Here is a 14,337-nt window from a genome sequence, read left to right on the forward strand (position 1 = left end):
TCGCTCACGTTCCCCAGATCTACAACTGAATTGCCGCTGCCTTCTGCTTAGTGGGCCGGGGCGCGTTCATTCCATCTTTTTGTCGCTCGGACAAAAAGTGACTCGCCGGCTACGCCGGCGAAACAGCGGCGCATGCCAAGAACGACAACCCATCAAACAACACCCATCACCCCCAAAAAAACAAAAAACGTCACCCGCGCAGCCTCAAAAAAGGCCCTCGCGGGTGACGGGCGGCAATCAACACCATCCGGGCGCTGCCAGCGCCCGACGACAAAAAAATCAAACCGTAGCAGTCTCCCGCACGGACTCGACCCCAGCCACCGCATTGCCACCGACTTCCGCCACGCGCAGCAGGTTGGTCGTCCCACCCTGCCCAAACGGCATCCCTGCAGCAATCGTGATCTGATCGCCCGGCGCGGCATAGCCTTCGACGAGCGCGGCACGCGTAGCTGCTTCGACCATCTCGTCAACGCTCTTCACATCCGGGCTCACGGTCGAGTGAATCCCCCATGCAATCGCCAGCCGACGTGCAATCTCCAGGTTCGGCGTGATGCTGACGATCGGCGCGCAAGGCCGTTCACGCGCAGCGCGCAGCGCCGTGGCGCCGGACGACGTGTAGGTCACCGTCGCCACAGCACCAATGATCTGCGTGACTTCGCGCAACGCCGCGCAAATCGCATCCTGCCGCGTGTTCAGCGGCGTCTCGTGCTGCGCGTCGAGCAAATTGCGATAGAGCGGGTCACGCTCCACCTCGGTGACGATGCGATTCATCATCGACACCGCCGGCACGGGGTAGCGGCCATTGGCCGACTCCGCCGACAACATCACCGCGTCAGCACCTTCATAGATCGCGCTGGCCACGTCCGATGCTTCGGCGCGCGTCGGCACCGGCGAGTCGATCATCGACTCAAGCATCTGCGTAGCAATCACCACGGGTTTGCCGAGTTGGCGGCACACACGCAGGATGCGCTTCTGCACGCCGGGTACGCGCTCGGGCGGCAGTTCCACGCCGAGGTCGCCACGCGCGACCATCACCGAATCCGACACGCGCACGATTTCTTCGAGTTGCTGCAGCGCGGCCGGCTTTTCGATCTTCGACAGGATGCCGGCACGCGTGCCGACGATTTCGCGCGCTTCGACGATGTCGGACGGGCGCTGCACGAACGACAGGCCGATCCAGTCCGCGCCGAGCGACAGCGCGAAGTCCAGGTCCTTGCGATCCTTCTCGGTCAGCGCAGGAATCGGGATCACCGCGTCAGGCACGTTCACACCCTTGCGGTCCGACAGCGTGCCGTTGTTCACCACGCGCGTGGCGATGCTGCCGCTCGCCACGGATTCGATCGCGAGGCGCACCTTGCCATCGTCGATCAGTAGCGACTGGCCCGGCTGCGCGGCGTGGAACAGTTCCGGATGCGGCAGGTGCACGCGCGTGCCGTCGCCGGGCGTCGGATCGCTGTCGAGCACGAACGAATCGCCGGCGCGCACCGCGACCTTGCCGGCGGCGAATACGCCGATACGCAGCTTCGGACCTTGCAGGTCAGCCAGCACCGCGATCGGGCGGCCGGTCTCGGCCTCGATCTGGCGCACGGCGTCGTAGCGCGCGCGGTGGTCTTCATGCGTGCCGTGGCTGAAGTTCAGGCGGAACACGTCGGCCCCGGCTTCGAACAGCTGTCGGATCACCGCGATATCGGTGCTCGCGGGACCGAGCGTGGCAACGATCTTGGCTTTGCGCTGGCGTCTCATGATGTCTCCTCTTCCATTCTCGAAACGGCGCGCCGTCGTGGCGCGCCGGTAATGCAGTTCGGTTCGGTGTTGCTGCTGCGACGATGCTCAGACGATGAGGATCGCGCGGAAGTCGTTCACGTTGGTACGGGTCGGGCCGGTCACGATCAGGTCGTCCACGCCGGCGAAGAAGCCATAGCCGTCGTTGTTTTCCAGATGCGCGCGTGCCGACAGGCCGCGCGCCGCGGCGCGGGTCAGCGTATCGGGTGCAAGCAGCGCACCGGCGTTGTCTTCGGAGCCGTCGATGCCGTCGGTATCGCACGCAATCGCATGCACGCCGGGCAAGCCGTCGAGCGCGACCGCCAGCGACAGCAGGAATTCCGCATTGCGTCCGCCACGGCCTTTGCCACGCACGGTCACGGTAGTCTCGCCGCCGGACAGCAGCACGCAGGGCTTGCTGAAGGGCTGGCCGTGCTGTGCGATCTGGCGTGCGATGGCCGCGTGCACGAGCGCCACGTCGCGCGCTTCGCCTTCAATGCAATCGGACAGGATGTGCGCTTCGAAGCCGAGTTCGCGCGCACGTGCCGCCGCAGCCTCGAGCGATTGCTGCGCAGTGGCCAGCGTCACGCTGCGATGGCCCTCGAAACGGGCATCGCCGGGCTTCGGCGTTTCGCCGGCGCCGCTCTCCAGGTGCGCGCGCACATTGGCCGGCACCTCGATGCCGTACTTGGCGATGACGGCGAGCGCATCGGCGCATGTGGTCGCGTCGGGCAGCGTCGGGCCGCTCGCGATCAGCGTCGGGTCATCGCCGGGAATATCGGAGATCAGCAGCGTCTCGACACGCGCCGGTGCGCAATGCAACGCGAGGCGTCCGCCCTTGAGCGCCGACAGGTGCTTGCGCACGCAATTCATTTCGCCGATGCTCGCGCCGCTGCGCAGCAAGGCCTTGTTCACAGCCTGCTTGTCGGCGAGCGAGATACCAGGCGCGGGCGCGGCGAGCAGCGCGGAGCCGCCACCGGAAATCAGGCACAGCACGAGATCGTCAGCGGTCAGGCCCTGCACGAGTTCGACCATGCGCTGCGCGGCGCGCGCGCCCGCTTCATCGGGCACCGGATGGGCGGCTTCGACGACTTCGATGCGCTTGCAGTCGGCGCCGTGGCCATAGCGCGTCACCACCAGTCCGCTCAGTTCGCCTTGCCAGTGCGCTTCGACAGCCTGCGCCATCGCGGCGGCGGCCTTGCCGGCACCGATTACCACGGTGCGGCCCTTCGGCGGCTGCGGCAGATGCGGGGGCAGGCAGTGGCTGGCGCTGACCGATGCCACGGCGGTATCGAACAGGTCGCGCAGCAGGGTGCGCGGCTGGAGACTGGGACGCTGCGGGGTCAGCAGGACGGCGCTGGTTTCGGTGTCGAGCATGGGGAATCCTGGGAACTGAAACTGAGGCCGTCCCCGGCGAGGGGGACGGCGGTGTTCTGCAACTACATTTGCTGCTACTGGCACTGCAATGGCATTGGGTCCTCCGCTCTCCCGCTTGCGGGAGAAGGGCTGGGGGTGAGGGCCGGCGCTAGCAGCAACGACGCCCCTCGCTTCGTGGCAGCCCCGGGGGGGGCCCCCCCCCCCCCCCCCCCCGACCCCTCTCCCACGCGTGGGAGAGGGGAGAAACCCGCCTGTGGCGGGTCGATCCGTCTTACTTGGCCTTGGCGATATCGTGGTTCGACATGATCTCGATCGCGCGGCACAGGGCCGAGTGGTCAGACTTGCCGAAGCCGTTGGCAGCACAGGTGTTGAACAGTTCCTGCGCGGTAGCGGTGTTCGGCAGCGCCACGCCCAGCGCCTTGGCGCCTTGCAGTGCCAGGTTCAGGTCCTTCTGGTGCAGTTCAATGCGGAAGCCCGGATCGAACGTGCGCTTGACCATGCGCTCGCCGTGCACTTCCAGGATGCGCGACGCAGCAAAGCCGCCCATCAGCGCCTGGCGCACGCGTGCCGGATCGGCACCGGCCTTCGAGGCGAACAGCAGCGCTTCGGACACGGCCTGGATATTCAGCGCGACGATGATCTGGTTCGCCACCTTGGTGGTCTGGCCGTCGCCGTTGCCGCCGACCAGCGTGATGTTCTTGCCCATCAGCTCGAACAGCGGCTTGACCTGGTCGAACGCTTCTTCCGGACCACCGACCATGATCGTCAGCGATGCGGCCTTGGCGCCCACTTCACCACCGGACACCGGTGCGTCCAGGTACGAAGCGCCCAGCTTGTTGATGCGTGCAGCGAAGTCCTTGGTCGCGATCGGCGAGATCGAGCTCATGTCGACCACGATCTTGCTGTAGCTCGCTTCCTTGCCGGCGGCCTTCAGCGCGGCGGCAACGCCCTTGTCGGCAAACAGCACGGCTTCGACGTGCGGCGTGTCCGGCACCATGATGACGATGATGTCGGCACGCTTGGCGACTTCCTCGGCGCTGGTGCAGACGGTCACGCCTGCATCGACCAGCGTTTGCGGGGCCGGGTTGACGTCATGCACGAACAGCGTGTGGCCGGCGGCGCGCAGGTGGCCCGCCATGGGTGCGCCCATGATGCCCAGACCGATGAAGCCGACGTTGCGTTGGTTTGCCATGTTGATGTCTCCGATTGGATGTTAAGTCTGTGATGGATTGCGTGTGCGGTAACCCGTTACTGCCCGCTGTTACTGCACGCCGTGGGCGGCGCGCCAGCCCAGGCCAGCTTCGGTTGTGGTCTTCGGCTTGTATTCGCAGCCGATCCAGCCGGTGTAGCCGATCTCGTCCAGGTACTTGAACAGGAACTGGTAGTTCAGCTCGCCCGTGCCCGGCTCGTTGCGGCCCGGGTTGTCGGCCAGCTGCACATGCTTGATCTTCGGCAGGTTGGCCTTGATCGTGTTGGCGATCTCGCCTTCCATGCGCTGCATGTGATAGATGTCGTACTGCACGTAGAGGTTCGGCGCGTTGACCTGATTGATCAGGTCCACCGCCTGCTGCGTGCGCGACAGGAAGAAGCCCGGGATATCGAAGGTGTTGATCGGCTCGATCAGCAGGTCGATATGCTCGGCGGCGAGTGCATTGGCGGCGAAGCGCAGGTTCTCCACCAGCGTTTCCTGCGCCTGCTCGCGCTTCACGTTCTGCGGCTGGATGCCGACCAGGCAGTTGAGCTGGCGCACGCCGAGCACCTTGGCGTACTTGATGGCCTCGCCCACGCCGTCCTGGAACTCGCTCACGCGGTCCGGGTGGCACGCAATGCCGCGCTCGCCCGCATCCCACTTGCCGGCCGGCAGGTTATGCAGCACCAGGTCCAGCTGGAAGCGGTTCAGGCGGTCCGCGATCTGGTCCGCGTGAAACGCATACGGAAACAGGAATTCCACGCCGCGGAAGCCCGCGCGCGCGGCGGCTTCGAAGCGGTCGAGAAAGCCCACTTCGTTGAACAGCATGGTGAGGTTTGCCGCAAGTTTGGTCATGAATCTCTCCGGTTTAATTGTGGTTGTCGCTCCGCCGGTGCGGAGCCGCTACTGCTTTCTTATCTGCTGCAAAAACAGGGGGCGCTGACAGCAGCGCGGGCCTGTTGCCCGCGCTGCGTGTGGAGGCTTGCTTACGCCGTTTCCACTTCTTCCTTCAGGATCGCTTCTTCGATGTCCTCGATGTCCTCGATCGGCTCGAACTCGTTGATGTTGTCGATCTCGGTGCCCATCGCGATATTGGTCACACGTTCCAGGATCACTTCGACGACCACCGGCACCGAGAACTCGGCCATCAGGTCGCGCGCTTCGGCGAACGCCGGGGCGATGTCTTCCGGCTTGAACACGCGGATCGCCTTGCAGCCCAGGCCTTCGACGACCTTGACGTGGTCCACGCCGTAGCCGTTCAGTTCCGGCGCGTTGATGTTGTCGAACGCGAGCTGCACGCAGTAGTCCATCTCGAAGCCGCGCTGTGCCTGGCGGATCAGGCCGAGGTAGGAGTTGTTCACCACCACGTGGATGTACGGCACCTTGAACTGCGCGGCCACGGCCAGCTCTTCGATCATGAACTGGAAGTCGTAGTCACCCGAGATCGCCACCACGTCCGAGTTCGGCGAAGCGGTCTTCACGCCGATCGCAGCCGGGATGGTCCAGCCCAGCGGCCCGGCCTGGCCGCAGTTGATCCAGTGGCGCGGCTCGTTGACCGACAGGAACTGCGCCGCGGCGATCTGCGACAGGCCGATCGTGCTGACGTAGCGCACGTCGCGCGGGAAGTACTGGTTCATCTCGCGGTAGACACGTTGCGGCTTGACCGGCACGTTGTCGAAGTCGCTCTTGCGCTGCATGGTGCGGCGGCGCTTCTGCACGTCGGCAACCCACGACTTGCGGCACGGCAGGCGGCCGGCCATCTTCATTTCACGGGCGACTTCGACGAACAGTTCCAGCGCGGCCTTGGCGTCCGACACGATGCCCAGGTCCGGACCGAACACGCGGCCGATCTGGGTGGGCTCGATATCGACGTGCACGAACTTGCGGCCCTTGGTGTAGACGTCGACGCTGCCGGTGTGGCGGTTAGCCCAGCGGTTGCCGATGCCCATCACGAAGTCCGAAGCGAGCAGCGTGGCGTTGCCGTAGCGGTGCGAGGTCTGCAGGCCGACCATGCCGGCTTGCAGCGGGTGGTCGTCGGCCAGCACGCCCCAGCCCATCAGCGTCGGCACCACCGGCACGTTGACCAGTTCGGCGAACTCGACCAGCAGGTCGGACGCGTCAGCGTTGATCACGCCGCCGCCGCACACGATCAGCGGGCGCTCGGCCGCGTTCAGCATCGAGATTGCCTTCTCGATCTGGGCGCGCGAGGCGGCCGGCTTGTACGGCTGCAGCGACTGGTAGGTCTCGATATCGAATTCGATCTCGGCCACCTGCACGTCGAACGGCAGGTCGACCAGCACCGGACCCGGACGGCCCGAACGCATGATGTGGAACGCCTGCTGGAACACTTGCGGCACCAGTGCCGGCTCACGCACGGTCACGGCCCATTTGGTCACGGGCTTGGCGATCGATTCGATATCGACAGCCTGGAAGTCTTCCTTGTACAGGCGGGCGCGCGGGGCCTGGCCCGTAATGCAGAGAATGGGGATCGAATCCGCCCACGCCGAGTACAGGCCGGTGATCATGTCGGTGCCGGCGGGGCCCGAGGTACCGACGCAGACGCCGATATTGCCCGGCTCGGCACGGGTGTAGCCTTCGGCCATGTGCGAGGCGCCTTCGACGTGGCGGGCCAGCACGTGGCTGATGTTGCCCGACTTGCGCATCGCCGAGTAGAACGGGTTGATCGCCGCGCCCGGCACGCCGAACGCCGTGGTCACGCCTTCCTTCTCCAGCACCGCGATGGCCGCGTCGATTGCTCTCATCTTTGCCATGATCTTGTCTCCAGTTGGGGTGGGTTTTCCGTTGGAGTTGATCCTATTCCCGCAACGGGTGTCGGATAAAGGGAAGCGAGATCAGTTGATTCGATACCTGGAGTTTGTAATTTGGCCTTGGAAGCCGCGATGGACGGTTGGCGTCCGTGCCCGGCGCGCCGGGATTCCAGATGGGATGTGACGATCGGGATACGCGAAACGCTATCCTCGCCAAGCGGCTGCGGCGACAATGTCGGGATTTCCCGCGCCGACCAGACCCCGATTTTTCCCGCCATGTACTCCCGGCTACCGTCCACCTATGAATTGCTTGAGGCCCTTGCCGCCGCGCCGGCGCCCGCGCCCGTCCCGGCGTCCGTGAGCGCAGTGGGGGCGACGCCATGGCCGCAGCGGCTCGGGCGCGCGTTCTGGCTCGGCTTCGTGGGCACACTGGTGGCAACGCTCATTGCCGCGGCCGGGCTGGCCATCTGGCGGCTGGTGCTCAAGCATCCGCTGGCGCCATGGTCGATCCGGCTGACCGAGGCGCTGCTGGTGCTGTCGGCGGCTTGCTATGCGGGCGCGGGGCTGATGCGACTTCCCAGTGTGCTGGCGGTCGTGCGTAACCCGCTGCGCTGGCAGGCCACGCAGATGGATCTCGACGGCGCTATCGAGAATGCGCTGCTGCGGCGGCTTGGGCGGATTCATCCGCTGCAGCTGCAGGCACGGCAACGGCGAGTGGCGCTGCAATTGCGGTTATGGGAAGGGATGGCGCGCACCGTGGGGCTGCTGCTTGCTCTGGCGCCGGCGGCACTGGTGCTGATCAGCGGGCTCCATCCGCTGCCGCATCAGGCGGAGATGAAGGGATCGCTGCTGTGGCTGTATGCCGTGATGGTGGTCGTGGGTGCCGCGTTCTACCTGTACGTGCACGTGCAATGCAGCCGGCCGTTGCGGCGGCTGTTGCATGTGTTGGGGGAGGCGGTGGAGATTAATGGGAGGTTGAGGGGTTAAGGGTGGGGCCTCGTTCGGGCTGGGTTAGCGCTCTTGGCGGGCGCCGCTGTTTCGCCGGCGTAGCCGGCGGGGCTTCTCGTTTGGGTGGGTGGTCGCTCTTCGCTGGCGCTGCTGTTTCGCCGGCGTAGCCGGCGAGTCACTTTTGTCCGAGCGACAAAAGTAACCAAAAACGCGTTTTGGTTGCCCCAAAGGGGCGAATTTTTATCGTAGTGTGCTGAGGGTGTTGTACGGGTATGGGCTTCAGAGGGGATTTCCGCTGCCTGCCGCGTGGTGCACGACCGAGAGAGGAATTACCGCGCTGATTGGACGAGCCCTGCAAGCGTCTGTGGCCCCTGCTGCGGGCGATATCGTGTGATCGCCTTCGGCTGCGCTATGCGCAGAGCCCTAGTCTGAAGTCGCCAGCCCAGGGCAAACCACGCCTCGGTAACGAGGCCCGCGCATTGCATGCGCGAAGTAGAGAGAAGGGGCACTCGGGCGCTAGCCACGTTGATGAGCTTGCCCCCAGACGACGACGCGCGCGCAGCGCAGCCGAAGGCGTCCCACCACTGATCTTTTTGAAACGCTGTACCCGAGTCCGTCTTGGGGATCGTCCAAAAACCGTGCCGCGTGAGGCACAGGTTCTGACTCACATGGCGTAGCAGGGTCGAACGGCTGACCACCATCGCAGGCGTCCAAAGCCGTTTGAACGACTGCCACCGTGGAATTGATGGCCAGCGGCAACGACGCGCTTTTTGGTTACTTTTTGTCGCTCGGACTAAAAGTGACTCGCCGGCTACGCCGGCGAAACCGCGGCGCCAGCCAAGCACGACAACCCAATCCCAACCAAGCCCCCCCGCCGCCTACGCCAGAAGAAACAGCCGCGCAAGCCAGAAACAACAAGCTGTCAATCAACCAACCAAATAGGCCTGCACCAACCTAACCCAGGCCGCCGCGCCCAGCGGCAAAACAGCATCATTGAAGTCATACCCCGGGTTATGCACCATGCACCCGCCGAACTCGCCTTCCCCGTTGCCAAGAATCAGATAGCACCCCGGCACCTCATTCAGCATCCACGCAAAATCTTCACTGCCATTCAGCCCCTTGGGCGCCTGCGTAACCACATTCTCCGCACCCACCAGTTCCGAACACACACGTTGCGCCAGCTGCGTTTCGGCTTCGGCATTGACCATCGGCGGCGTGAGCTGCCGGTAATCGATCTCCGCTTCCACACCATGCGCCTGCGCGGTCAGCGACACGATCTCGCGAATGCGCTGCTCGACCATGGCGCGCGTTTCCGGCCGTGCCGCACGCACGTTCAGCCCGATCGTCACGGACTCCGGAATCACGTTATGCGTCGCGCCGCCGCGGATAAAGCCGACTGACACCACCGCCGTGTCATCGGGCGCGACATTGCGTGCCACGACGGTCTGCAATGCAGTGACGATGGCCGCCGACGCAGCGATCGGATCGCGCGCACGATGGGGCATCGCACCATGACCACCAACGCCCTTGATGGTCACGTCTGCCACGTCCGACGACAGGCTGACCGGCCCCGGCAGCACGCGGAACGTGCCCGCCGGCACACCCGGCATGTTGTGCAACGCGAACACCGCATCGCATGGGAAGCGTTCGAACAATCCATCCTCGATCATCGCCCGCGCGCCGCAGAGGTTTTCCTCGTCAGGCTGGAAGATCAGGTTCAGCGTGCCGTCGAAATCGGGATGGTCGGCAATGGCCTTCGCAGCAGCGAGCAGGATCGCGGTGTGCCCGTCATGACCGCACGCATGCATCTTGCCGTGCAGCTGGCTCGCATAGGGCAGGCCAGTGGCTTCGATGATCGGCAGCGCATCCATGTCGGCACGGATGCCGAGACGACGCTTGCCGGTGCCGCGCTTCAACTGTCCGACCACGCCGCTCTTGCCGATACCCGTATGAACTTCGTAGCCCCATTCGCTCAGCAGCGTGGCCACGAGCTTGCTGGTCGCGCCGACCTCGAAACCAAGTTCGGGATGCGAGTGAATCTGGCGGCGGATGCCGACGAAGGTCTCGGCGTCGATGCTGATGTTCGGCAGCAGGTGCGGCAGGTACTGGAACGGCTTGAGCGTGGGTGCGCGGGTCATGGATCGGGTCTCCGGAAGAATGGTGGGAATCAGTGCACGCGGCGTTCGCGGATGCTGAGCACGGCAAGCAGCGTGATGGCGCCGCAAATCAGCATGTACCAGGCCGGCGACAGCGGATTGCCGGTACGCGAGAGCAGCCACGTGACGATGAACTGCGACGAGCCGCCGAACACGGTCACGCCGACGCTGTAGATCACCGACAGGCCGCTGGCGCGCACGCCGGCGGGCAGCATCTCGAGCATCATCAGGAACATCGGCGTCGTGCCGAGGTTGATGCCGGCGGTCAGCAGCGCCGACAGGCACAGCACCAGCGGCACGCTCGGATGGGCGTTGATCAGCCAGAACGCGGGATACACGGCGACCATGCTGAACACGAGCGATGCGACCACCAATGGCTTGCGGTTCGTCAGGCGGTCAGCCAGGCGGCCGGCGATGAGCGATACCACGGTCAGCGTGAGTCCGGTCACGCAGCCCGACAGGAACGACAGCGACGGCGGCATCTTGAGCACGCGGATCATGTAGGTCGGCATGAAGAAGACCACGAGGTACATCGTCGCGGTGCCGGCCGTGGTGGCCAGGATGCCTTTCACGACCGTCGCCCAGTGATTGCGGAACAGCTCGCCGAGCGGGCTCGGCGCGTGTTCATCGGCCTGGTGCGTTTCGTCGAGATTGGCGCGGATGTAGAGGCCCACGGGCGCGATCAGCAGGCCCACCAGGAACGGCAGGCGCCAGCCCCAGCTTTCGAGCGATTCAGTCGGCAGCAGCGCATACAGGGCTGCGCCCGTGAGCGCGCCCAGCATCGCCGAAATGCCCTGGCTGCCGAGCTGCCAGCTCACGCGCCAGCCGCGGCCGCGCACGCCGCCCGCTTCCATCAGCATCGCGGTGGACGCGCCGATCTCGCCGCCAAGCGAGAAGCCCTGCAGCAGGCGCCCGGCCAGGATCATCAGCGAGCCGAACACGCCGGCCGATGCATAAGGCGGCGCCAGCGCGATGCACAGCGTGCCGGCCACCATCAGCCCGATGGTCAGCGTCATGGCGGCCTTGCGGCCACGGCGGTCGGCATAGCTGCCGATCACCACGCCGCCGAGCGGGCGCATCACGAAGCCGATGCCGAAGGTTGCCACGGCTAGCAGCAGCGAGCCGTAGGGGTTGTCGGACGGGAAGAACAGCTTGCCGATCAGCAGCGAGAAGAAGCTGTAGACGGTGAAGTCGAACATCTCCAGCGCATTGCCGAGCGAACAGGCGGCGATCAGGCGGAACTGGCTTTGCGGCCGCGCCGGCTTGGCAAGCGTGCCGGTGCCGGCGGCGAGGGTGGCGTCGTTCATGCGGTCTCCACGAACTGGTGGGTAGGAGGCGCACGCGGGACCGGTCTTGTTCGTTGCCGGTGGGTCGGGATCCGCGCTGGCCGAGGGGTGGCGATGACTGCGATGAAGTATTCAGGCAAACGCGGCGGGACAAAAAATCATATATTTTCATATTGATAACCAAATCGAATCACCGTCATAACCGGGGGTCAGCGGATATCGGGACAAGTACCAATCCGGCGAGGAAACTCAGCACTGGCGCGGGACGGCGGGAAAGCGGCGTCCGCCGCGCATCGCATGCGAACGCCCGCAATCGGGGCGCGCTGCACTGCACGCGGGCTTGCTGCACAAAAAGAAAGGAATCGATGAAGCTGCAACAACTGCGCATCCTGCTGGCCGTGGCCGAGCACGGCAGCATCCATGAAGCGTCGCGTTCGCTGCATATCTCGCAGCCGGCGCTGTCGAAGGCGATTGCGGAGCTCGAACGCGAACTCGGCGTCACGCTGATGTCGCGCTCGGTGCGCGGCGTGAGCCTGACAAACTATGGCGTGGCGCTGGTCAAGCGCGCCAGCGTGGTCGAACAGGAACTGCGGCACGCGCTGGAAGATATCGAATCGATCCGCGGCCATGCCGAGGCCGAACTCAATATCGGCTTCACGGCGGTCGCGTCCAGCGGGCCGCTGCCCGATGCCATGGCGGCATTCCGCAAGCGCTTTCCGAACGTGGCGCTGCGCGGCTTCGAACTGCGCCCGCAGCAGATCCAGGAAGGACTGCGCGAAGGACGGCTCGATCTGGGGCTGATCTCCACCAACAGTGGTCCCGGATCGGCGTCGTTCCAGTGGGAGCCGCTGTTCTCCGTCGGCATGAAGCTGGCCGTGCGCACCGGCCATCCGCTGCGCCGCGCACGACGGCTGCGGCCGCTGCTCGATGCCGACTGGCTCGTGCTCGACCCGGTCGATGATGCCGGCAGCCCGCTCGCAAGCCTGATGCGCCTGCATCGGCTCGAGATGCCCAAGCGCGTGGTGCAAAGCGCCTCCAACTTGCTAGGCCTGCAACTGGCGACCAAGACCGACCTCGTGAGCATGTGGTCGGATTTCGTCTTCTTCGGCACCGGCCCGCTGCAAGTGGTACGCGATGCGCTGACGCCGCTGCAGATCCAGGACGAATTGCCTGATTTCCGCGTGTTCCTGGTCTACCGCTCGATGGATCTGATGACGCACGTTTGCGCCGAATTCGTGCGCGAGGTGCGCCATTGTGCCCGCCAGATAGCCGAGCCGCCGGCCACCATGCGCAAGTCCCGATCCGCTTCATAAGTGCCGGCACGATGTCACGGCGCCGCCGATGCCGCACAATGGCGGGCAGGAGACGCAACACCATATGGACAAACTCAAGCAAATCGAAGCCTTTATTGCGGTGGTGGAACACGGCAGCATGGCCGCCGCCGCGCTCACGCAGGACGTCACGCCCGTGATGATCGGGCGCCGCATCAACGCACTGGAAGCGCGCATCGGCGTCAAGCTGCTGCACCGCTCGACGCGCCGCATCGTGGTGACCGAGCAGGGCGCGGTGTTCATGGAGCAGTGCAAGAAGGCGCTGGCTGACCTGGACCGCGCCGAGATGCTGATCGCCGAAGGCAAGCACAAGGCGACGGGCCACCTGATCGTGTCGGCCCCGGCCGCGTTCGGCCGCAAGCATGTGGCGCCGCATGCGCCGGCCTTTCTGGCCGCGAATCCGGAGGTGCAGATTTCGTTCAACCTGACCGACCGCGTAGTCGATCTCGTGCGCGAGGGGTATGACGTCGGCATCCGCATCGGCGGCGCGATCGACCCGAACTTCGTCGCGATCAAGCTTGCGACCAACAAGCGCGTGGTGTGCGGTACGCCCGCGTACTTTGCCAAGCACGGCGTGCCGCTGACGCTGGACGACCTGGAGCACCACAACTGCCTGGCCTTCAACCTGCAGGGCGGCCAGCAGCGCGGCTGGTATTTCCAGCAGAACGGCAAGACCGTGACCGTGCGCGTCAATGGCAATCTCGACTGCAACGATGGCGAGCTGCTGCACCGCTGGACCGGCGAGCACCTGGGCCTCGGCTGGCGCTCCACGTGGGAGATCTTGCCGCAACTGGAGAGCGGCGAACTTGTCACCGTGCTCGATGAGTACGCATTGCCGGACTACGACATCCTTGCCGTGTACCCGCAGCAGCGTCCGGTGCCGGCCAAGATCCGCTTCTTCATCGAGCATCTGAAGGCGCAATTCGCGCAGCCGGGCTACTGGACGGCGCGCGGCTGACCTGCGCAAGAGGAGGGCGCTGATGGCAGGGTGGCTGGCGGACCTGGTGGTCGTGGTCCACTTCCTGTTCATCGCCTTCGTGGTCGGCGGCGCGCTGCTGCTGTTCCGCTGGCCGCGCATGGCTTGGGTGCATCTGCCGGCTGCGGCGTGGGGCGTGTTCGTGGAGTGGTCGGGGCGGATCTGTCCGCTGACGCCGCTCGAGAATGCGCTGCGTCGGGCAGCGGGGGAGGCGGGGTATGGTGGTGGGTTTGTCGAGCGGTATCTGTTGCCGGTGATTTATCCGGCCGGGCTGACGCCAGCTGTGCAGCTATGGCTTGGGGTGTTTGTGGTGGTGATTAATGCGGCGGTCTATGCGGTCTGGTGGCGGAGACGGCGGTCATAGCGCTCAAGCCGGATTAGGCTGACGGTTGTCTCCCCTCTCCCATTTATGGGAGAGGGGCGGGGGAGAGGGTAGGCTTGTCTCGATGCGACGGCTTTTGCTTCGTGGAAGCTCCTGCTCTCTCCCCCAACCCCTCTCCCGCAAGCGGGAGAGGGGAGCCGGTCAGCGGTGAATTAACGCGCGT

Annotated in this window: 11 protein-coding genes; 4 read left to right on the top strand and 7 right to left on the bottom strand. The window is 65.2% G+C overall.

The window, feature by feature from the left end:
• Positions 1-279: 279 nt before the first annotated feature.
• The 5 genes from pyk to gcl form a co-directional block, all read right to left on the bottom strand.
• Positions 280-1,743, bottom strand: coding sequence for a pyruvate kinase (gene pyk / locus KHO41_RS29775; RefSeq protein ID WP_211956837.1), 1,464 nt, complete (start codon positions 1,741-1,743; stop codon positions 280-282).
• An 87-nt stretch (positions 1,744-1,830) separates the two neighbouring features.
• Positions 1,831-3,138: a glycerate kinase type-2 family protein gene (locus KHO41_RS29780; protein WP_211956838.1), complete on the bottom strand. Its 1,308-nt coding sequence runs from the start codon at positions 3,136-3,138 to the stop codon at positions 1,831-1,833.
• Between the two features lie 271 nt (positions 3,139-3,409).
• The gene (glxR, locus tag KHO41_RS29785; RefSeq protein ID WP_211956839.1) at positions 3,410-4,330 is read right to left on the bottom strand and encodes a 2-hydroxy-3-oxopropionate reductase; all 921 of its coding nucleotides are present in this window, start codon (positions 4,328-4,330) and stop codon (positions 3,410-3,412) included.
• 69 nt (positions 4,331-4,399) lie between these two features.
• Complete coding sequence (gene hyi, locus KHO41_RS29790; protein ID WP_211956840.1) at positions 4,400-5,182, bottom strand: hydroxypyruvate isomerase; 783 nt, start codon at positions 5,180-5,182, stop codon at positions 4,400-4,402.
• 131 nt (positions 5,183-5,313) lie between these two features.
• Entirely contained in the window at positions 5,314-7,098 is a 1,785-nt protein-coding gene (gcl, locus tag KHO41_RS29795) for a glyoxylate carboligase (protein ID WP_211956841.1), read from the bottom strand.
• A gap of 177 nt (positions 7,099-7,275) precedes the next feature.
• Between gcl and KHO41_RS29800 the strand changes: the two genes are divergently transcribed.
• Positions 7,276-8,082 carry a hypothetical protein gene (locus KHO41_RS29800; protein ID WP_244874097.1) on the top strand — a complete coding sequence of 269 codons (807 nt, stop codon included), beginning with the start codon at positions 7,276-7,278 and terminating at the stop codon, positions 8,080-8,082.
• Positions 8,083-8,969: 887 nt separating this feature from the next.
• Here the strand turns inward: KHO41_RS29800 and KHO41_RS29805 are convergent.
• Positions 8,970-10,181, bottom strand: a complete 1,212-nt coding sequence (locus KHO41_RS29805) for a M20 aminoacylase family protein (protein ID WP_211956842.1) — start codon at positions 10,179-10,181, stop codon at positions 8,970-8,972.
• 29 nt (positions 10,182-10,210) lie between these two features.
• On the bottom strand, positions 10,211-11,506 hold the full coding sequence (locus KHO41_RS29810; protein WP_211956843.1) for an MFS transporter: 1,296 nt from the start codon (positions 11,504-11,506) through the stop codon (positions 10,211-10,213).
• 344 nt (positions 11,507-11,850) lie between these two features.
• On the opposite strand from KHO41_RS29810, the gene KHO41_RS29815 reads away from it, so the two are divergent.
• The 3 genes from KHO41_RS29815 (at position 11,851) to KHO41_RS29825 (ending at position 14,156) form a co-directional block, all read left to right on the top strand.
• Complete coding sequence (locus KHO41_RS29815) at positions 11,851-12,798, top strand: LysR family transcriptional regulator (RefSeq protein WP_211956844.1); 948 nt, start codon at positions 11,851-11,853, stop codon at positions 12,796-12,798.
• Positions 12,799-12,862: 64 nt separating this feature from the next.
• Positions 12,863-13,774, top strand: a complete 912-nt coding sequence (locus tag KHO41_RS29820) for a LysR family transcriptional regulator (protein ID WP_011299414.1) — start codon at positions 12,863-12,865, stop codon at positions 13,772-13,774.
• Between the two features lie 22 nt (positions 13,775-13,796).
• The gene (locus KHO41_RS29825) at positions 13,797-14,156 is read left to right on the top strand and encodes a DUF2784 domain-containing protein (RefSeq protein WP_211956845.1); all 360 of its coding nucleotides are present in this window, start codon (positions 13,797-13,799) and stop codon (positions 14,154-14,156) included.
• Positions 14,157-14,337: the final 181 nt, after the last annotated feature.

The organism is Cupriavidus numazuensis (assembly GCF_905397435.1).
GTDB lineage: Bacteria > Pseudomonadota > Gammaproteobacteria > Burkholderiales > Burkholderiaceae > Cupriavidus > Cupriavidus numazuensis.